Source organism: Pseudomonas sp. MWU347 (assembly GCF_017947305.1).
GTDB lineage: Bacteria > Pseudomonadota > Gammaproteobacteria > Pseudomonadales > Pseudomonadaceae > Aquipseudomonas > Aquipseudomonas putida_A.
The window spans coordinates 1-18,759 of the sequence record NZ_JAFGZB010000007.1 but is presented as its reverse complement, the minus strand read 5'-3'; the positions used below and the strand labels follow the sequence as shown (position 1 = coordinate 18,759).

The following is an 18,759-nucleotide window of genomic DNA, read 5'->3' as shown; positions in this document are numbered from 1 at the left end:
GAAAATATGTTTCATTTTTTTGCCAAGCGCCAAGGGAGTTGTTGCAATGATCGTAGGGATTGACCTGGGAACCACCAACAGCCTCGTCGCCGTCTGGCGTGGCGAATCCTCCGAATTGGTGCCCAATGCCCTCGGTCAGTTCCTGACACCGAGCGTGGTGGGGCTGGATGATCAGGGCCGGATTCTGGTCGGCCAGGCTGCGCGCGAGCGTCTGCACACCCATCCGCGCCTGACGGCGTCGCTGTTCAAGCGTCACATGGGCAGCGCCACGGAAGTCTATCTGGCCGACAAGGCGTTTCGTCCGGAAGAGCTGTCCGCGCTGGTGCTGAAAAGTCTGAAAGAAGACGTCGAACGGGCTTATGGCGAAACCGTCACTGAAGCGGTGATCAGCGTCCCGGCCTACTTCAGCGACGCCCAGCGCAAAGCCACGCGGATCGCCGGCGAGCTGGCCGGGCTGAAAGTCGAGAAGCTGATCAACGAACCGACTGCCGCCGCCCTCGCTTATGGGCTGCACCAACGCGACAAGGAAACCTCGTTCCTGGTGTTCGACCTCGGGGGCGGCACGTTCGACGTGTCGATTCTGGAGTTGTTCGAAGGGGTCATGGAGGTCCGCGCCAGCGCCGGCGACAACTTCCTCGGTGGTGAAGACTTCGACAGCGTGCTGCTGGAACACTTTATCGACCAGCACCGCTCGGTCGCCGACTTTCCTGACCGCAACAGCGTCATCCAGCCCCTGCGCCGCGAGGCTGAGCGTGTGCGCAAGGCCCTGGGTCAGGACAGCAGCGCCGAGTTCCGGCTGCAACTGGGTGACCGCCACTGGACCCACACCATCACCCAGCAAGAATTGGCGACGCTTTACATGCCACTGCTCGAGCGCCTGCGCGCGCCGATCGAACGGGCTCTGCGCGACGCACGCATCCGGGTCAGCGACCTTGATGAGATTCTGCTGGTCGGCGGTACTACCCGGATGCCGCTGGTGCGCAAACTTGCCGCCGGGTTGTTCGGCCGCTTTCCGTCGATCACCCTCGATCCGGATCAGGTGGTGGCGCAAGGCGCAGCCATTCAGGCAGCACTCAAGGCCCGCTCGGCCGCACTTGAAGAAGTGGTGCTGACCGACGTCTGCTCCTACACCCTAGGCATCGAAACTTCGACTCAGATTGGCCGCAATTATGAGGCCGGTCACTACCTGCCCATCATCGAGCGCAACAGCATCGTCCCGGTCAGCCGGGTCAAGACCGTGTACACCTTGCAGGACAATCAGGAGCAGGTGGTCGTGCGGATCTTCCAGGGCGAAAGCCGTCTGGTCAAAGACAACGTTGCGCTTGGCGAACTGGCGATCAAGGTGCCGAAACGCAAGGCCGGCGAAGTGTCCCTCGATGTCCGTTTCACCTATGACAACAACGGCCTGCTGGAGGCCCAGGTGAATATTCCGCTGACCGGGCAACAACATTCGCTGGTCATCGAAAACAACCCCGGCGTGCTCACGCCTGAAGAGATTCAGCAACGCTTGCAGAACCTCGCTCAGCTCAAGATTCACCCGCGCGAGCAACAGGTCAACACGCTGCTCAGTGCCCGTCTCGAACGGCTCTACCAGGAAAGCCTGGGCGACCTGCGCGATCAGATTGGCCATTGGGCCAAGCAATTCCAGATCGCGCTCGACTCGCAGGACGAGCGCCAGATTCGTGAAGTGCGCACCGAGCTGAGCAGGCACCTGAGCGAACTTGATCGCACGCCGTGGCAATAAGGGAGCGCTGACATGGATTGCTGGTCCTTCCTGCATTTGCCCGATGACGCTGACGTCCGCGATATCAAGCGCAGCTATGCACGCCTGCTGAAAACCTTCAGGCCCGATGAAGATCCCGAAGGCTTCCAGCGCTTGCGCGAAGCCTACGAACGCGCGCTGGCGATTGCCCAATGGCGCCTGGAAAACGCCGAACAGGAAGACGAGCAGGACGCCGACGTCGCTGTCGCCACGGCGTCCAGCGCCTTTGCTGCACTGGCGCTCGATAATGCCCTGGCCAACAGCTCCAGCCAGGCGCAAAACCAGGCGTGGGATTTCGCCTCTCTGGAGGTTTCGCCCGTCAGTCCGGCAGCCCCGGAGCCGTTTGTGCCGCCATCGAAGGACGACGCCCTGCGTGTCGAGCCGCTGGCGGCGGACGCGGGCGCCGACGCGCAGAGTCTTGAAGCGCAGGCCGCATGGCGATTGCTTGAAGATCTGTCGCCAGACAACCTCGGCGAGCGCTGGGAGCAGGCGCAACAACAAGGCTGCGCCAAGGCATTCGAAAGGCTGTTGCTGCAATTATGTTTTGAGCATCCACAACTGCGCGGCCCGGTACTGCACTGGGCCGTCGAGCAGTTGGGATGGTTGGGCCCCTGGCAAGAAGTGCTGATGAATGATCGCCAGCGCGACATGCTCGCCGAGAGCCTGATGTCCGACTATCGAAACGCCTTGCAGGCGCTGCTCGAAAGCCAAAGCGAGCGCGAATTCCTCAACTTGCTCAAACACTACAGCGGCCAGCCGTGGCTCCAGGTATTCGATCGCCGCGAGCAATGGCAACAAAATCTGCTGCATCTGCTTAACGACCATGAGTGGAGCGTGCCGCTGTTCGACCGTATCGGCCAATTGTTCGGCTGGGATCACACCAAAGGTCTGCACCCGCAACCAGACTGGCTTTGGGAAAAATTGATCGAACGCTGCAATCAGGAAAGTTTCTACGACAACCTGCGGGCCAAGGCTGAAAGCGATCGTACGTGGGCGGCCGACGTGCAGGCAGCGCATCTGTTGATCAACCCGCTCAAAACGATGCAGCAGAAGAAGATCATCGACGGCTTTGGTCAGAATGAATGGCAGGCCTGCCACGATCTGTCGGAAAAGCTCAAATGGCGCTTCCCGGAGCTGCTCGCGCGATTGCCCTACGCCGACGTTTTTTACTGGCGGCGGTTTTTGCCACGGCCCATCGCCGACGAGACCTGGGTGCGGGTCTGGACGGCCATTGCCTTGGCGCTGTTCCTGTTCTATCTGGCTTCGCCACAAAAAGATGCGGCAACCCTGGCCTTCATTCCGCTGGGGTTAGCGTGTGTGCCGGTGTGGTTTTTTCGTTTTGCGCTGAGTTGGTGGGTGGTGCTGACGTCTCACGTGATCGTTGCGGATCTTTGGCTCACCGAAGGGCTGATTCCGCGCCGATGGAACCCTGACACCCGCTGGCTGGTAATACGCCACGGGCTACCGCAGGTGGTCATGGTGCTGCTGTTTTCGCTGCTGCTCGGGCCACTGGGCGCACTCACTTACGTGGGCGTGATCCTGATCGGACTGGTGCACAAACGACGAATCGGCTCGCTCGACCCGCAGCTGAGCAATAACCACCCCTGGCTGACCGCGCTGCACTGGGCGCACTTCAGTCCGCTGCAACTGCTGTTTCTGGTGGTGATGACCGCGATAACGGCGGCCAGCAGGCTCGGCTATTCCTTGCACTCGCTGATGCCCGGCTAGAACAGCAGCGGGCTTGCGTTGCGCCTGTTGTAATCGAGTGAATCGTTGTGGGAGCCGACCTGGTCGCTCCCACATTTGTTTTGCTGCACCTGAAAGTGTCACCCAACTGTCACATTGCCTTGCTAGCGTCCGCCCGAAACAAACTGAAACAATTAAGCAGAACGGGCTGACAGATGAAAGACGAGACAGACGGCACTGACGCACCTGAATCCGACAACCCCACCGACACCAGTCGCCGCCGCTTTCTCGGCGGTGTCGCCGTCCTCGGCGTGGGCGCGACCCTGGCCGGCTGCGGCAACGCCAGCGATCAACCGGGTAAACCAGTCGAGCGCCCGCTGAGCCCGACCGAGCTGGACAAGGCCTTGCGCGAGCAGGTGAAAACCGTGGTTGTGATCTACGCCGAGAACCGTAGCTTCAACAACCTGTTCGGTGATTTCCCCGGTGTCGAAAAGCCGCTGTCGGCGCTCAAGCCTGCCGATTACCAGCAACGTGACCGCGACGGCAGCCTGCTGCAGACGCTGCCGCCAGTCTGGGGTGGCGTGCTGCAGATCGGCCCGCAAACGCTTGATGGCGTGACCTACCCCAGCGCCACGCAGTTTCAGGAAAACCTGCCCAACGCGCCTTTCGCCCTCAAGGGCCCGAATGCCGAAGACTTGCCGTTCGGTCTGGTGACCCGTGATTTGTGGCACGTGTTTTATCAGAACCAGATGCAGATCAATGGTGGCAAGAACGACGGCTTCGTCGCCTGGGCCGATTCCGGTGGGCTGACCATGGGTCATTACGCACAGAGCCGTTATTCCCTGCGTCTGTGGGATGTGGCCCAGGAATTCGTGCTGTGCGACAACTTCTTCCAGGGCGCTTTCGGCGGCTCGTTCCTCAATCACCAATACCTGATCAGCGCCACCGCGCCGTTCTATCCGGACGTAGCCAATTCGGTGGCCAAGTCACAGATTGCCGCCCTGCAAAGCGATGATCCGACTGACCCGCGCCTCAAGCCATTGGAACAGTCACCCGCCGGCGCCATGACCGGCCCGCCGCAGTTCGGCCCAAGTGCGCTGACCCCGGACGGCTTCGGCGTCAACACCCTCGCCCCGCCGTACTGGCCGACGTGGATTCGCGATCCGGAGCGTCCGGCGTACTCCAAGCCGGATCTGCCCAATGTGATGGTGCCGCAGACCCACGAGCATATCGGCGACAAACTGTCGAAGAAGAATGTCGACTGGGCCTGGTATGCCGGCGCCTGGCAGGCGACGCTGGAGCAGTACAAGGACTCGGGCGGGATTCCGAAGATCCCCAACTTCCAGTACCACCACCAGCCGTTCAACTACTTCAAGCAGCAAGGCCCGGAGAACCCGCAAGAGCGCAACAAACGTCTGCGCGATGCCGGCCTGGGCGATGAGTCGAGCAGCAACAAGTTCTTCGCCGATGCCGAGGCCGGCAAGCTGCCGGCGGTAACTTTCTACAAACCGCAGGGTAACCTGAACATGCACGCCGGTTATGCCGACGTCGCCTCCGGTGACCGGCACATCGTGCGCGCCCTGAAGGTGCTGCGCGAAAGTCCGCAGTGGAAAAACATGGTGGTGGTCGTGACGGTCGATGAAAACGGCGGCTGGTGGGATCATGTGGCGCCACCCAAGGGCGATCGCTGGGGCCCGGGGTCGCGGGTTCCGGCGCTGGTGGTGTCGCCATTCGCCCGCAAAGGCACGGTGGATCACACGGTTTACGACACGGCGTCGATCCTGCGCCTGATCACCCGAGTGTTCCAACTGGAAACCCTCGACGGCCTCAAGCAGCGCGATGAGGCAATGATCGCCCGTGGCCAGAAACCGATGGGCGATCTGACCAACGCCCTGCATTTTCAGGCGTGAAACCGAGTTCTGCGGGCTGACGCAAAAATCCGTGAATGACCGCTTCTCTGTGCAACACGGCTGATCCAATATGAAGCGCCCCGAACCCGGGGAACCCACGCTGAAAAGGATCTGAGCATGTTCAAACTCGCAGGATTTACCCCCGCAGTTCTTACCCTCGCCGCGCTCACCCTGAGCGCGGCTGCCCACGCCGATGTCGACCTGAAGCTGGGCAGCACCGAGCGCGTCACCCGCCTCTTCGCCTACCCCAACAATTGCAGCGTGATCTGTTATCGCAACTGGTCCCTGGAGCAGACCGTCGCCCATTACCTGAGCCAGAGCGTGCAGCGCGATGGTTACAGCGATGCCAAGGTGTTGGTGAAGAACGATAACGGGCAGATTTACGCCGAGATCAGCGGCGTGCCCAAAGGTTACGACAAGCCGCTGTCGGCGCTGCTCGATGCCGGTGATCTGGCCTATAACGGCGCCAGCAAGCTCAATGCCGATGGCAAATGGGCGTACAGCTGGTATCTGTTCCTGCCGCTGGGCATGGCCCTGGAAAACCGCAAGAGCGTCGAACTGCTGCACTTCCCGCCGGACTATTCGCTGACTCAGGCGCAGGACTACCTGCGTTCGAACACCACCGACCGCTGGGCCACGCTGCTGACCGTCAACGGCATCCCGGCCGAGCAGACGCCGGCCTATCAAACCATCATCGACATCGCGCCAATCGCCGCGCCGTCCAACGCCGGTAGTGATCTGGAGGGCGTCTACGACTACTTCAAGGATTATCAGACCACGCTGGTCAAGCAGTTCAGCCAGACCAGCGCCGGCACCACCCTGCCGATGGTCGCGTTCGGTGCGCCGGTGCGTAACTGGATCAAGCAGCAATACGGCCCGACCGTGGCCGTATTGGGTCTGGCGACCATCAGCCCGAGCGCGGGGGTGAACGTGCCGGTGCTGGGATCGAACCATCCGAGCTACATCTGGTACGCCGCCGACCCGGCCAGCTATGACGGCGATGAGGCCAAGGCCGATGCCGCCGGTTTGAAGGTCATGGGTCAGGACTTGAGCGCCGCTTGCTGGCAAGCCGGGATGGGCAGTAAACCGGGCACCGATGCGAAAGCCCTGCTCAACAGCTGCACGCAGACCTGGCAAGTGACGCAAAAGGGCAAGACCTGCGAACTGTTCTACACCTCGATCCGCAACCTGACCCCGGCACAGGCCGCCGCCAAGTGCTCGACCACGCCAATCAAGGCCCAGTTGCAACAGCTTCAGGGCGAATTGCCGGCCACCGCCGTTCCTGCACCACACCTCTGATCCGCTGAAAAAGCTTCCCGTGTCAGTCAATGCTGACGCGGGGAGCAGCCAATCACGCCTGTCAGATCTGACAGTAGACAGTTTGAGGGATACACCGGAATATTGGATCCAAACATGTTGCAGCGCTGACAGGACGTCAGACCAGGGAAGTCGCAGCATTTGCCGACAGGGACCGTTATGAATAATCAGGCCCATCAACACAACATCCCACGCGACGCACCCGGCATCTACCCGTTTGCCGGATTGCCGGTGCGTCTGGGTTTCCCATCCACCGAGGATTTCGAAATCGTGCAGGACCACCACGGTCACGCGGCAGTGGTGGCGCGCCGGGCGTTCTTGCGCATCACCCGGATGTGTCGGGTATCCGGACAACTGTTGCCCTATCGCTGCCGACAGACGCGTCAGTTACTGGCCGGCATCCATCTCTACGATCCGCGCTTTTGCGGGTTGCTCGAACACGCCTGCGATCCGAATGTGTTTCTGGACATGAGTGAGCTGTGGCTGTGGGCACTTCGCGACATTCAGCCGGGTGAACGCCTGACCATCGACTTCGCCGCCACCGAAGACCGTTTGCTGCAACAGTTCGCCTGCACCTGTGGCTCGCCGCGCTGTCGTGGGTGGATCACCGGCTACGATGAGCCACCCAGTATCGAGGGCCAGCACTTTTTGCAGCACTGGCGGCATCCACACTGATCGGGATTACAACGCCCCGACCGGACGCAGACGATATTGCGGCGGCAGTTGCTCGAAACCGCTGATGGTGGTGTTCAGGCTTTTCCAGCGACCGTCCTTGATGCCGTAGATGCAGCCGTGAATCGACAGGCTCTGGCCGCGGTGCCAGGCGTTCTGGATGATGCTGGTGTGCGCAACGTTGGCCACTTGCTGGACGACGTTGAGTTCGCACAGCCGATCGACCTGCTCTTCCTCGGTCGGCAGCTTGGCCAGTTCTTCACGTTTTTCGTAATACAGGTCGCGGATCGAGCGCAGCCAGCCATCGATCAGACCGAACTGGCGATCCTGCATCGAGGCGCGCACACCGCCGCAGCCATAGTGGCCGGTCACGAGGATGTGTTTGACCTTGAGTACATCAACCGCGTACTGGATCACCGACAGGCAATTGAGGTCAGTGTGCAGCACCACGTTGGCGACGTTGCGGTGTACGAACAGATCGCCCGGCAGCATGCCGACGATCTCGTTGGCCGGCACCCGCGCGTCGGAGCAGCCGATCCAGAGATATTCCGGGGTCTGCTGGCGCGCCAGCTTGGAGAAGAAATCCGGGTCTTCCTTGGTGATCGCGTCAGCCCAACGCTCGTTGTTATCAATCAGGTCTTGTAAGTCGTGCATGGTTAAGGCCTCAAGAAAGATGCGCTGGTATGACAGACGACCGCCCGTCGGGGTCACGCAAGAACCGCAGGTGTTTTTCTTTGGAATTCTCGGGTGCACGGTGAGTCCACTCAGTAAGGCCCACAGTATGAGGATTTGCCATGACTGATTCACGACGTCCGTTCGATGCGGTGCAACCGGAATCCATCGATGACAACGAAGACCGCATGGGCTCGGTGCATGAGCTGGATTTCGATGAAGACGAACCCAGCGCGAAAATCGGTGACGAGATTCCGGAACGTGAACGCGAGCAACTGATGCCCGCTGAACGGGTGCGCGAGGCCGGGCTTACCGGTGCATCGACGGCTGATCACGAACCGACCGACGATGACTTGAGCCCGGAAACACTGATTCACGAGGATGGCGCACGCGATGCCGAAGAGGCTGGCGAGGGCAATCAGGCCGATTGGGATCTGAGCATTGTCGATGAGGATGACATCGGCGGCGGCAATGGTCTGGATGAGGCGGAGCTGGCGCGGCGTGATCCGCTGGATGGCAATCGCTGATCTGTATTGCCTGTAAGGACGCCTTCGCGAGCAAGCCCGCTCCCACAGAGAATTGAGACTCGGCTCAAAACCAATGTGGGAGCGGGCTTGCTCGCGAAGCTTTTAAACAAGATCAGTCGACCAGGGTGCAGGCCATCACTACGGCGTCTTCGCGCCCGCCCACCGCCGGATAATAATCGCGACGCCGGCCAATCTCATTGAAACCATACCGCTCGTATAGCCGGAAGGCTGCAGTATTGCTGTCGCGCACTTCCAGGAAACACTCCCGCGCCGAGGCCGCATACGCCCGCGACATCAGATGCTCGAGCAGCGTCAGCCCCAGCCCCCGTCCCTGATTCTCCGGTTTGACCGTGATATTCAGCAGATGCGCCTCGTCGAGAATGATCTGCACCACGCCATGGCCGACCTGCTGCTGGCCTTCGAACATCAGCCAGATCTGGTATTTGCCCAGCCCGTCGAGAAAAATCCCGCGCGTCCAGGGATGGCTGTACGCCGCGTATTCGATCTTCAATACCGCGTCCAGGTCCGCCTCGGTCATCGGGCGGAACGATACAGCTTCACTCATTCGATGGTTTCCAGCGCGCCATCAGCCGACGCATGGCTTGCCACACAGCGGCTTTGCGCTGTGGCTCTTCGATTAACAATTCCAGACCGGGGATGGCCCATGCCAGGCCCAGGCCTTCGATCTGCAATTCACTATTGAACGCTTCGGCGTCCGCTTCACCGGCAAAGCGCACCGCCGGCAGGCCGATCAGCCACAGGCAGGCGCAGGGTGCCGCTTCCATCTGTACCGAGAGGAAACCCTGAACAAAGTCGCGCGCCGCTTCCGGGCCCTGATCCATGGTGCCGCGGTTCAGCCACGGCCAGCGCACCGGCTCGCCGACGATTTGTGGCGCATCCGGCAGACCGGCGGCGCGCAACATGTCTTTAAGCAGCAGATAGGCCGGATCGCGGCTCTGGAACGCTTCGCCTGTGGGTAACTCGACCAGCAGCAGGCAAGCCCCGGCGCGCAGCAACTGCAGGGCAAAACGCGGTGGCGGCACGGGCGCGGGTCTGGCGACAACTGGCGCCTCCTCGACCTCTTCCACCGGTTTGGCGCCATTGCGGGTACTGGCGAGCGACGGGCGTGGCACTTCGATCTTCGGCCGTTCGACCGGACGGGCGGGCTGCGCCGGAGCTTCGGCCTGTACAACCGGCATCACCACGACCTCTGGCTCAGGCTCGGGCATGTCCAGCAGCTCGGGCCGCGACGGGGCGGCGAAAGGCAATTCGGTGCGCGGCAGCCAGTTGACCACCTGCATGGCGTTCAAATAGGCGCGGCGGCGGGACTCGATAAGCAAAGGGTCGGCCACTTGTGGATAACTGAAGTGGGCTGATTCTACAGCCCTTCGTTCAAGATCGCTTGCTGTTGATCGATAGCCTTTACCAGGGCTCGCTCCCTGAGAAAATGCGACAGCCCGTCCCGAGAGTGAATCGCATCCCTCGTGATGCAGTACAATCGCGGCTTTTAATCGCCAACCAGCCGGCCATTCCGATGATCGAACCCAAGCGCGTCTTGCGCGCCCTCGCTGAACACTGGGCACTTCTGGAGCCACTGTGCGAGCACTTCGACCAGGGCACCCTGAGCCTCAACGAACTGCGCACGCAACTGGCCGCCCAACAACTGGACAGCACGCCGCAGGACATCACCAGCCTGCTCGACGTGTGGATTCGCCTGGACATTCTGGTCCCCGTGGCGAAAAGCCCGAACCGTTTCGAGCTCAACGCGCAGATCCACGACTTCCTCGCCTACCTGCGCCGTGAGCACCGTCTGGGCCTGTGCCTGGAAATCGAAGCCTACTTGCGTCACCTCGAACGTCTGGCCGGCTACATTCAGGACGCGTTCGATGTGCGCGACGGCAACGACCTCGCCCGTCAGCTGCGTTTGCTCGACATGCGCGTGCGCGACGTGCTGAAGAAACTCGACAACGACGAGCAGGCACTGGTCGCCGTGGCCGAACGGGCCAAGACCAGCGACCGGCAGATTCCGCTGCGTCAGCGATACGCCGAAGTCCTGGCGACCTGGGACGAATACGTCGAGCCGATGATCGACCTGGTGAACGCCGACGGCGCCTTCGAACAAGGCGTGCGCAAGGTCGAAACCGTGCTGCTGAAGATGCTCAGCGAACAGCAGCGCCTCGGCCATCTGGTCGATGACGACATGCTGCTGCGCACCCACGCGCGCATCCTCGAAATGCAGACCAGCGCCCAGTTGACCCTGCGCCACGCCCGCGAACTGCTGCTGCCGCTGCGTGAAGAAGCGCGCCGGCACAACGCCGTGACCCGTGGCGCCGCGCTGGCGCTGGCGGCGATTCGCCGCAAAGGCATCGACGCCGTGCCGCAAGCGGCGATGCCGCTGTTCACCCGGCCGCAAAGCACCTTCCTCGGCAGCGCCAGTCAGGTCGAAGCCTACGTCTACGCCCTGGCGCGTTTCGAGCCGAAACCGGCGCGTTTCCCCAAAGCGCACAAGACCCAGAAATCCGGCGATGCCCCGCGTGCACCGCGCACCGTGCGCGAGATGGTCGAGCGTTGCGAAGAGTCCCTGCCGATGCCGGATCTGATGACCTGGTTGCTGGAGCAGGAACCGGACGGCGCCACCGACGAATTGCTCTACTGGTTCTCGCGTCTGTCGCGGGAAAAACGCTTCACCCGCGAGCGTCTGGAACGCCGCGAATACCACACTCACGAGCACCAGGTCAGCCTGCGCTCCTTCGCCCTGCTCTCGGCCCGCGACTCCGCCGCCGAGGATTCTGCGAGCATCCCCAATGCATCTTGATCTATCCGAACTGTCCCAACTGGCGCCGATCTTCCGCGAGCTGTTCAAGGGCTATCACGTCAGCCGCCGCGACCCGGAGTTGTACGCGCAACTGTCGAACTTCCAGGATCAATACCGCACGCTGTTCAAGGCGCTGGGGTTCGAGCTGGTCTGCGACACCCGTGGTTTCTACTACTTCGTGCCGGACATGGCCGCTGCGGCGGTGAACAAGACCGCTCAGCGCCTGGCGCTGTTCACCTTCATTCTCGTCGAGCATCTGGCCGATCAGGGCCGCGATCCGATCGCCGTGCTCGACGGCGGCAGCCTCGGCCGTGAAGAACTGCCGTCGTTGCTGGATAAATACCGCGACCTGTTCATCCAGGCCGAAGTGCAGACCGTCGAAGAACTCGAAGAAAAAATCATGCGTCGCATGACCCAGCTCGGTTTCGCCGGCGAAGAAAACGGCGTGTACCGTTTCCTGCCGCCGATGCACCGTTTCCTCGATGTCTGCCTGTCGGTGCAGCAGGACCGCGATCTGGCGGCCAGCGTACACAGCGTGCTGCCGCTGCCGGCACCGGTGCTGATCGACGAAGAGGCCGAAGCCAAATTCCTCGAGACCGACGATCCGCTTGATCTCAGCGAATTTGAGGAAGAGAGCGAAGAAGACGCACTGGCCCGGGCCATTGCCGAAGAACAGGAGTCCGACGCATGAGCCAGGAACGCTACGGCATCCGCCGCTTTGCCCTTTTGAACACCGCCGGTTACAGCCTCGGCCTGTTCCCGCTGGAAGAACCGTTGTCGGTCTACGGCGCGAACAACCTCGGCAAATCCGCCTCGATCAACGCCTTGCAGTTCCCGATTCTGGCGCGCATGTCGGACATGAGTTTCGGCAAGTACAGCCTGGAACAATCGCGGCGTTTCTACTTCGCCTCCGACACCAGTTACATCCTCGTCGAAGTCAATCTGCCCCACGGCCCGCACGTGATCGGCGTGGTCGGTCGCGGCCCGGGTGGTGGTTTCGGTCACCAGTTCTTCGCCTACGCCGGCAAGCTCGATCTGGCGCATTACCAGAAGAACGACACTTGCCTGCGTCAAAAAGAACTGTTCAGCAACCTTGAGAAAGAAGGCCTGAAAGCCTACGAACTCAAGCCGGACGAACTGCGTCGTTTGCTGGTGGGCGGTCACACGTCGATCCCGCTGGACCTGACCCTGATTCCGCTGCGCTCCACCAGCGAGCAGAGCCTGAAGACCTTCCGCGCGCTGTTCATCAACCTGCTGCACATGCGCGAAATCACTGCGGCCAAGCTCAAGCAGTTGTTCCTCGATGCCTTCGAGCACAGCCTGCGTTCCGGCAGCGTCGACTACATCGCCGCGTGCGAAGAAGCCTTCCGCGATGTGCGCCGGATGGAGCAGGACTACAACTCGCTGGTCGCTGCCGGCCCATTGGTCGAAGCTCTGGCCAACGGCGTGAAACAGCGCGATGTGCTGCGTGGCAAACTGCATCGCCTGTCGCCGTTGCTCGACTCGTTGCTCGGCACCTGGTCGGACTACGCCACGGCGCGCAAGGAAGAGCTGACGATCCAGGCCGAACACTACCGTCGCGAACAGGATGATCTGCAAAACGATCAGCGCGGTGGCACGCAGGAGCTGATGCGTCTGGAACGGGAAATCTCCGGCATCCAGCGCTGGCTGGGTGAACTGTCGGTGCTGAAGAATCGCTTTGCGCTGGTCGATGACGTCAAAGTGCTGGAGCAACAACTGCTCGCGGCCAAGGACGCGCACGACGAACTGGCTGGTGCGCTGGCACAGTCGCGGCAGTTCAGCGCCGAGGATCTGGAAGAACGTCTGCGCGATCTGGAAAAACGCCTGAAGTCGGTGAAGCAGCAACTCGATCACGCCGACAACAACAGCTACGCCCGCCTGCGCGAAGAGTTCTCGCAGCAGGACGTCGAGCGCCTGATGCGTCTGTTCAACAGCGCGCTGTTCAGCCTGCCGCTGGGCGAACATGGCATCACCCTCGACGAGGATGGCGAGTGGGTCAAATCGGTCGAGCTGATCCTCGATGGCTTCAAGGGCGAGCGCTTCGAAGTGCCGGGCCTGTCGATCGACATCTCGCACATCGAGCCGCCGGCTCTGCAAGCGCTGGCCGACCGCGCCGCGCTGCGTGACCAGAAAGAACGTCTGGAAAAAGAGCTCAAGCAACTCAAGACCCAGCAAGCCGTGGCCGCCGACCGCGCCGCGAGCAAGACCCAGACCGAAGCGCTGTACCAGCAAGTGCTGGATGCGCAGAAAGCCCTGGAAGATTTCCGTCGCACCCAGACCCTGAGCGCCGAAGAAGGCGACAAGCTCGAGCAACTGGCGCAGATGGAAGCGGCGCAGGACGAACTCAAGCGCTCCAGCGATGCGTTCACCGAGCGCGTCCAGCAACTGTCAGCCAAGCTGCAACTGGTCGGTCGGCAGATCGCCGACATGGAAGCCAAGCAGCGCACTCTCGACGACGCCCTGCGCCGCCGTCAGTTGCTGCCGGCGGATCTGCCGTTCGGCACGCCGTTTATGGATCCGGTCGACGATTCGATGGACAACCTGCTGCCGCTGCTCAACGACTATCAGGACAGCTGGCAAGGCTTGCTGCGCGCTGACGGGCAGATCGAAGCGCTGTACGCGCAGGTGCGCCTCAAAGGCGTGGCCAAGTTCGACAGCGAAGACGACATGGAGCGCCGTCTGTCGCTGCTGATCAACGCTTACGCGCACCGTACCGACGAAGCCCTGACGCTGGGCAAGGCCCGGCGTGCGGCGGTCACCGACATCGCCCGGACCCTGCGCAACATCCGCAGCGACTACGACAGCCTCGAGCATCAACTGGCGCTGTTCAACCGCGAGATCAACAAGCGTCAGGTGTCCAACCTGCAGAGCTTCCGCATCGTCCTGGCGCCGAACAAGGAAGCGCTCAAGCACATCGATCAGATCATCCACAGCGCCGGTCAGTACGAAGAAGGCGAAACCCTGTCGGTGTTCGATCTGAGCCAAAGCGCGGAACAGGACAACAAGAACGAAGAGGCCAAGGAGTACCTGGCGCGGCTGGTGGCGGCGAACCACAACCAGCTCGGTCTCAAGGACTTGTTCGAACTGGCGTTCGAGATCACCAAGGTCAACGGTCAGCCGGTGATTCACACCGACATCGACGGCGCGGCGTCCAACGGCACCACCATGACCATCAAGGCGCTGACCAACATGTACTTGTTGCTGCACTTGATGGACCGCGATCTGGCCGGTCGCGTGCGCCTGCCGTACTACCTCGACGAGGCGGCGGACATCGACGAGAAGAACCAGGCAGCGCTGCTGGAAACCAGCCTGCAATTGGGCTTCGTGCCGATTCTGGCGAGTGTGAAGCCGCAAGTCTGCGCCAGTGTCGCCATCGACCTGGAGGGCGGCAGCGGCCCGGCGGGGATCTACATCGACGAGGCGGACTGGAAGTACATCCGCCGGCATGATGTGGTGAAGGCCACCGTCAATGTGCAAGCCGATGAGCCGGAGCTGGATGAGGTTTGATCGACTTTAGCTGAAAACCAAAAAGGGCCGCGATCTGTTGGGATCGCGGCCCTTTTTTATGGCTTTGGGTTTGTGCTGATCAGGAGGACCTCATCGCTGGCAAGCCAGCTCCCACAGGTTTTTGCGTTGAATACACATTCTGTATACGACACAAACCCTGTGGGAGCGGGCTTGCCCGCGAAGGCGTCCTTCCAGACGCCACATCAATGACGGGTTATTTACCGAGCGAAATCTTCGGCGCCCAAGTCAGCCACTCATCCTCGAACTTGTCGAACAACGGGAACGTCTGCTCAGGTCGTGCCGGGTTGCCCATGCGCTCACCGTCCGGCGTGGCGAAGGCGATGCCTCCCTGAATCGCTGTCTCCAGCGACTCCGTGCGCACCGTCAAACCATTGAACAAGCCGATGTCGAAACCGACACCGCTGGTGTTCCAGAATCGGCTGCCGCTGCGCACCAACGGCGCGTATTTTGGCTCGATCAAAATGTGCACCAACACCCGGTCAGCCGTCTGGCCCAGTTCGTAACCGGTGACCTTGCCCACGGTGATTTCGCGGTAGGTCACGGGTACGCCCGGTTTCAGCGAGCCACGACGCGCGGCACTCAACACCAGACTCAAGCCAGCCTCCTGCTTGCTCACTTCCGGCGGACTGGCCAGCGCAACGAAGTTCTTCTGCGGGCCGAGATTTTTCGCCGCCGGCTGCACTTCCACATACTGCCCGGTGACCAGGGTTTCCAGGTTCTGGGTCTTGATCAACCCCAACTCCGGCTTGACCACCCAGAACTGACTGCCGACCCGCGCAATGCGCTCCGGCACTTCGGTGATCCGCGCGGTAATCATCACGGCTTGCAGATCGTCGGTCAGATCGACGTCTTCAATCTTGCCGACATCCAGCCCTTTGAAACGAATCGGTGTGCCCGGGCGCAAACCGTCGGCGCGGTCGACCTTGATCGTCACCAGCGTGCCTTTCTGGTTGGCCTCGTCATGATTGGCGAACAGACGGAAGCGCGGAATACGCTTCTGCAGTGGCGCCTTGGCTTGCGGCGTTTCGAAAGCGATACCGCCGGCCATCAATGTCTGCAACGACTCGCTCTTCACTTGAATACCACCTGTCAGACCACCGGTGAGGGTGATGCCGCTGACATTCCAGAAGCGTGTCGACGCGTTGACCAGGTTTTCGTACTCCTTCTCGATATGCACGCCGATGACGATTTGCTTTTTGGTCTTGGAGAACTGATAGCTCTGTACCGAACCGACCTTGACCTGCTTGTACAGAATCGGACTGCCGACTTCGATCGAACCGAGAACATCGGTAAACAGCACCAGGTGCAGACCCGGCGAACGCAAATCCAGCGGCGGCGCTTTTGGCCGCGCCTCGAATTCGCGTTTCGGCGCGGCACCTTTGTCGCCCGGACGCACGGCGATGTAGTTACCTTTGACCAACGCTTCGAGCCCGGTGATACCGGCCAGGGAAATCGACGGTTTGACCACCCAGAACTGCGTGCCTTCGACCAGATAGTCCTCCGCCAGAGGATCCAGCGTCAGCTCGGCGGTGGCACTGTTCAGATCCGGATCGATTTTCAGCGCCTTCATGTTGCCGACCTGAATGCCCTTGTACATCACCGGCGTACGACCGGCCTGCAGGCCTTCGAAGTCACTGAGTTTGACCTTGACCCGGATGCCGGCAGCGGCGGCGTCGAAGTCTTCATACAGACGGAACGGCAGGCTTGGATCGGTGGGCGGACTGTCCTTGCGATTCTCCGGAGTGGCGAAGGCAATACCGCCGGCGACGATGCTCGCCAGGGATTCGCTGCGTACCTTCACCCCGGACAGGTTGGCGTCGATGCTGATGCCGCTGGCATTCCAAAAACGTGTGTGTTTGCGCACCAGTTTGGCGTAGGTCGGCTCGATGAACACTTTGAGCTCAACGGTGCTCTGGTCTTCAGACAGCACGTAGCTTTTGATCTGGCCGACCTTGATCTGCTTGTAGAACACCGGACTGCCGCGGTTCAGCGAACCGAGGCGATCGGCCTTGATCGTCAGGTGCAGGCCGGGCTTGGAGTCCGATAGCGGCGGCTCTTCGGCCAGCGCCTTGAACTTGCGGGTCGGCTCGCCTTCACCGGGACTGATGGCCACGTAGTTACCTGAAACCAGGGTTTCCAGACCGGTGATGCCGGCCAGGGTCACGCTCGGTTTCACCAGCCAGAAACGCGTGCTGGTCTTGAGGTACTGCTCGACGTCCTTGTTCATCTCGACGGTGGCAATCACGCCTTTGGAGTTGCCCTCGTCATCAAGTTTGAGCGTCTTCACCTTACCCACCGGCATGCCCTTGTAGACCACTTCGGTCTTGTTGGCCTGGATGCCTTCACCGCTTTCGAAACGCACCTGAATCTCGATGCCGGTTTCGTTATAGGCACGCCAGCCGAGCCAGCCGCCGATGATCAGGGCAATCAGAGGCAGTACCCAAATGGCAGACCAGTTCGAGGCCGGTCGGGTTTTCGCTACAGGCAAATCAGTCATGGTCGTCGTCCGACTCCGTGTTATCCCAAATCAGTCGGGGATCGAAAGTTACTGCGGCAAGCATCGTCAGAATCACCACACTGGCGAAGGCGATGGCGCCAAGGTTGGCTTCGACACTGGCAAGCCGGCCGAAGTTGACGACCGCCACCAGAATGGCGATCACAAAGATGTCGAGCATCGACCAACGACCGATGAACTCGATGAAGCGGTACATCCAAATCCGCTGCCGCGCGGACAACGGCTGACGTCGCTGCACCGAAAACAGCAGCAGTGCGATGCCCACCAGTTTGAAGGTCGGCACCAGAATACTGGCGATGAACACCACGGCGGCAATCGGGATCATGCCGTGCTGCACCAACTGGATCACGCCGGACATGATGGTGCTCGGGTCGCCCTGCCCCAGCGAACTGACCGTCATGATCGGCAACACATTGGCCGGGATGTAGATAATCGCAGCCGTGATCAGCAGGGCCCAGGTTCGGGCCAGACTGTTCGGACGACGAGCGTGAACCAGCGCACCGCAGCGGGTGCAGGTCTGCTCGTCGGTGTCCGCATCCCGTTTGTTCAATTCATGGCATTCGGTACAGATCAGAATGCCCGCATCAATCGCCCGCATGGGCATCCTCTCCTGATAACGCCTGCCAGATCTGATGCGGTGACATCACCACTTCCAGCCAGACCTGAACCAACAACAAACCGATGAAACACGCCAGACCGAGGCCGACGGTGATGGCCGCCATGTCCGCCAGTTTGACGATCGCCACGAGGACGCCCATGAGGTAGACCTCGAGCATTCCCCAGTCTTTGAGGTGGTGATAAATGCGGTAGAGCAATAAGCCGTAACTGCGTCCGACGTTGAATCGAATCGTCAGCAAAACGAATAACTGGCACAGCAACTTCAGCAACGGAATAGCCATACTGCACAGGAATACAACGATCGAAACGCCCTGCATGTCCGTATTGAACAAGCCGAGCACGCCGCTCCAGACCGTATCCTGCGAAGATTGTCCGAGGATATTGAGTTGCATGATGGGTAAAAAGTTTGCCGGGATGTACAGCAATAATGCTGCGATCACCAAGGCAAGGCTGCGCTGCACCACATTATGGCGATGGGCGTACAACTCGTAACCGCAGCGCGGGCAGAGTGCTTTCTCGCCATGGGCAAGCTTGGGCTTGCGCATCAGCAGGTCGCACTCATGACAGGCCACCAAGTCTTCCAGCGGTAAATCTGACAGCCCTTGGGCGTCAACCGGATCTGACATAAAGGCTCTGGCTCCGAAGAAGATGGGGGTTATTCTAGTGTTCTGATTCGAAAATAACTGTGCAAAATTGTTCGCTGCCTAAGTAAAAAT

15 protein-coding genes are annotated in these 18,759 nt (G+C 60.9%); 9 read left to right on the top strand and 6 right to left on the bottom strand.

Annotation, left to right across the window (positions count from 1 at the left end):
- The first annotated feature begins 46 nt into the window (after positions 1 to 46).
- From KCG87_RS15995 to KCG87_RS15975, 5 genes are all read left to right on the top strand, one after another.
- Positions 47 to 1,744 (top strand): molecular chaperone HscC, encoded by a 1,698-nt coding sequence (locus KCG87_RS15995; RefSeq protein WP_003228190.1) that lies wholly within the window; start codon positions 47 to 49, stop codon positions 1,742 to 1,744.
- A gap of 12 nt (positions 1,745 to 1,756) precedes the next feature.
- Positions 1,757 to 3,490 (top strand): J domain-containing protein, encoded by a 1,734-nt coding sequence (locus KCG87_RS15990; protein ID WP_210558567.1) that lies wholly within the window; start codon positions 1,757 to 1,759, stop codon positions 3,488 to 3,490.
- A gap of 173 nt (positions 3,491 to 3,663) precedes the next feature.
- Positions 3,664 to 5,358 carry an acid phosphatase gene (acpA, locus tag KCG87_RS15985; protein ID WP_210558568.1) on the top strand — a complete coding sequence of 565 codons (1,695 nt, stop codon included), beginning with the start codon at positions 3,664 to 3,666 and terminating at the stop codon, positions 5,356 to 5,358.
- Between the two features lie 117 nt (positions 5,359 to 5,475).
- On the top strand, positions 5,476 to 6,657 hold the full coding sequence (locus KCG87_RS15980) for a hypothetical protein (RefSeq protein ID WP_135296564.1): 1,182 nt from the start codon (positions 5,476 to 5,478) through the stop codon (positions 6,655 to 6,657).
- A 177-nt stretch (positions 6,658 to 6,834) separates the two neighbouring features.
- Positions 6,835 to 7,350 (top strand): SET domain-containing protein-lysine N-methyltransferase, encoded by a 516-nt coding sequence (locus KCG87_RS15975; RefSeq protein ID WP_027612253.1) that lies wholly within the window; start codon positions 6,835 to 6,837, stop codon positions 7,348 to 7,350.
- Positions 7,351 to 7,356: 6 nt separating this feature from the next.
- Here the strand turns inward: KCG87_RS15975 and can are convergent, their stop codons facing one another.
- On the bottom strand, positions 7,357 to 8,001 hold the full coding sequence (gene can / locus KCG87_RS15970; RefSeq protein WP_210558569.1) for a carbonate dehydratase: 645 nt from the start codon (positions 7,999 to 8,001) through the stop codon (positions 7,357 to 7,359).
- 140 nt (positions 8,002 to 8,141) lie between these two features.
- Between can and KCG87_RS15965 the strand changes: the two genes are divergently transcribed.
- A complete protein-coding gene (locus tag KCG87_RS15965; protein WP_210558570.1) occupies positions 8,142 to 8,546 on the top strand; it encodes a serine kinase/phosphatase in 405 nt (134 codons plus the stop codon).
- 112 nt (positions 8,547 to 8,658) lie between these two features.
- Here the strand turns inward: KCG87_RS15965 and rimI are convergent, their stop codons facing one another.
- Both rimI and KCG87_RS15955 read right to left on the bottom strand, forming a co-directional pair.
- Complete coding sequence (gene rimI / locus KCG87_RS15960; protein ID WP_064589192.1) at positions 8,659 to 9,111, bottom strand: ribosomal protein S18-alanine N-acetyltransferase; 453 nt, start codon at positions 9,109 to 9,111, stop codon at positions 8,659 to 8,661.
- Complete coding sequence (locus KCG87_RS15955; protein ID WP_210558571.1) at positions 9,104 to 9,847, bottom strand: energy transducer TonB; 744 nt, start codon at positions 9,845 to 9,847, stop codon at positions 9,104 to 9,106. The genes rimI and KCG87_RS15955 overlap by 8 nt, the downstream gene beginning before the upstream one ends.
- A gap of 233 nt (positions 9,848 to 10,080) precedes the next feature.
- Between KCG87_RS15955 and mksB the strand changes: the two genes are divergently transcribed.
- The 3 genes from mksB to mksF are packed head-to-tail and all read left to right on the top strand — an operon-like array spanning position 10,081 to position 14,889.
- A complete protein-coding gene (gene mksB / locus KCG87_RS15950; RefSeq protein WP_167734176.1) occupies positions 10,081 to 11,361 on the top strand; it encodes an Mks condensin complex protein MksB in 1,281 nt (426 codons plus the stop codon).
- Entirely contained in the window at positions 11,351 to 12,052 is a 702-nt protein-coding gene (gene mksE / locus KCG87_RS15945) for an Mks condensin complex protein MksE (protein WP_016773189.1), read from the top strand. Before mksB ends, mksE begins: the two co-directional genes overlap by 11 nt.
- Positions 12,049 to 14,889, top strand: coding sequence for an Mks condensin complex protein MksF (gene mksF / locus KCG87_RS15940; RefSeq protein WP_003228206.1), 2,841 nt, complete (start codon positions 12,049 to 12,051; stop codon positions 14,887 to 14,889). Before mksE ends, mksF begins: the two co-directional genes overlap by 4 nt.
- 214 nt (positions 14,890 to 15,103) lie before the next feature.
- Here the strand turns inward: mksF and KCG87_RS15935 are convergent, their stop codons facing one another.
- Genes KCG87_RS15935 through KCG87_RS15925 form a run of 3 tightly spaced genes read right to left on the bottom strand, consistent with a single transcriptional unit; the run spans position 15,104 to position 18,669 of the window.
- Positions 15,104 to 17,407: an MlaD family protein gene (locus tag KCG87_RS15935; RefSeq protein ID WP_202371198.1), complete on the bottom strand. Its 2,304-nt coding sequence runs from the start codon at positions 17,405 to 17,407 to the stop codon at positions 15,104 to 15,106.
- Positions 17,400 to 18,023: a paraquat-inducible protein A gene (locus tag KCG87_RS15930; RefSeq protein ID WP_027612260.1), complete on the bottom strand. Its 624-nt coding sequence runs from the start codon at positions 18,021 to 18,023 to the stop codon at positions 17,400 to 17,402. The genes KCG87_RS15935 and KCG87_RS15930 overlap by 8 nt, the downstream gene beginning before the upstream one ends.
- Positions 18,010 to 18,669, bottom strand: coding sequence for a paraquat-inducible protein A (locus tag KCG87_RS15925; protein WP_027612261.1), 660 nt, complete (start codon positions 18,667 to 18,669; stop codon positions 18,010 to 18,012). Before KCG87_RS15925 ends, KCG87_RS15930 begins: the two co-directional genes overlap by 14 nt.
- Between the last annotated feature and the right edge of the window lie 90 nt (positions 18,670 to 18,759).

What these genes read in the sequence shown, in the direction of transcription:
- KCG87_RS15995 (WP_003228190.1), top strand. Translation starts at nt 47, where the DNA reads ATGATCGTAGGGATTGACCTGGGAACCACCAACAGCCTCGTCGCCGTC.
- KCG87_RS15990 (WP_210558567.1), top strand. Translation starts at nt 1,757, where the DNA reads ATGGATTGCTGGTCCTTCCTGCATTTGCCCGATGACGCTGACGTCCGC.
- acpA (WP_210558568.1), top strand. Translation starts at nt 3,664, where the DNA reads ATGAAAGACGAGACAGACGGCACTGACGCACCTGAATCCGACAACCCC.
- KCG87_RS15980 (WP_135296564.1), top strand. Translation starts at nt 5,476, where the DNA reads ATGTTCAAACTCGCAGGATTTACCCCCGCAGTTCTTACCCTCGCCGCG.
- KCG87_RS15975 (WP_027612253.1), top strand. Translation starts at nt 6,835, where the DNA reads ATGAATAATCAGGCCCATCAACACAACATCCCACGCGACGCACCCGGC.
- can (WP_210558569.1), bottom strand. Translation starts at nt 8,001, where the DNA reads ATGCACGACTTACAAGACCTGATTGATAACAACGAGCGTTGGGCTGAC.
- KCG87_RS15965 (WP_210558570.1), top strand. Translation starts at nt 8,142, where the DNA reads ATGACTGATTCACGACGTCCGTTCGATGCGGTGCAACCGGAATCCATC.
- rimI (WP_064589192.1), bottom strand. Translation starts at nt 9,111, where the DNA reads ATGAGTGAAGCTGTATCGTTCCGCCCGATGACCGAGGCGGACCTGGAC.
- KCG87_RS15955 (WP_210558571.1), bottom strand. Translation starts at nt 9,847, where the DNA reads ATGCAGGTGGTCAACTGGCTGCCGCGCACCGAATTGCCTTTCGCCGCC.
- mksB (WP_167734176.1), top strand. Translation starts at nt 10,081, where the DNA reads ATGATCGAACCCAAGCGCGTCTTGCGCGCCCTCGCTGAACACTGGGCA.
- mksE (WP_016773189.1), top strand. Translation starts at nt 11,351, where the DNA reads ATGCATCTTGATCTATCCGAACTGTCCCAACTGGCGCCGATCTTCCGC.
- mksF (WP_003228206.1), top strand. Translation starts at nt 12,049, where the DNA reads ATGAGCCAGGAACGCTACGGCATCCGCCGCTTTGCCCTTTTGAACACC.
- KCG87_RS15935 (WP_202371198.1), bottom strand. Translation starts at nt 17,407, where the DNA reads ATGACTGATTTGCCTGTAGCGAAAACCCGACCGGCCTCGAACTGGTCT.
- KCG87_RS15930 (WP_027612260.1), bottom strand. Translation starts at nt 18,023, where the DNA reads ATGCGGGCGATTGATGCGGGCATTCTGATCTGTACCGAATGCCATGAA.
- KCG87_RS15925 (WP_027612261.1), bottom strand. Translation starts at nt 18,669, where the DNA reads ATGTCAGATCCGGTTGACGCCCAAGGGCTGTCAGATTTACCGCTGGAA.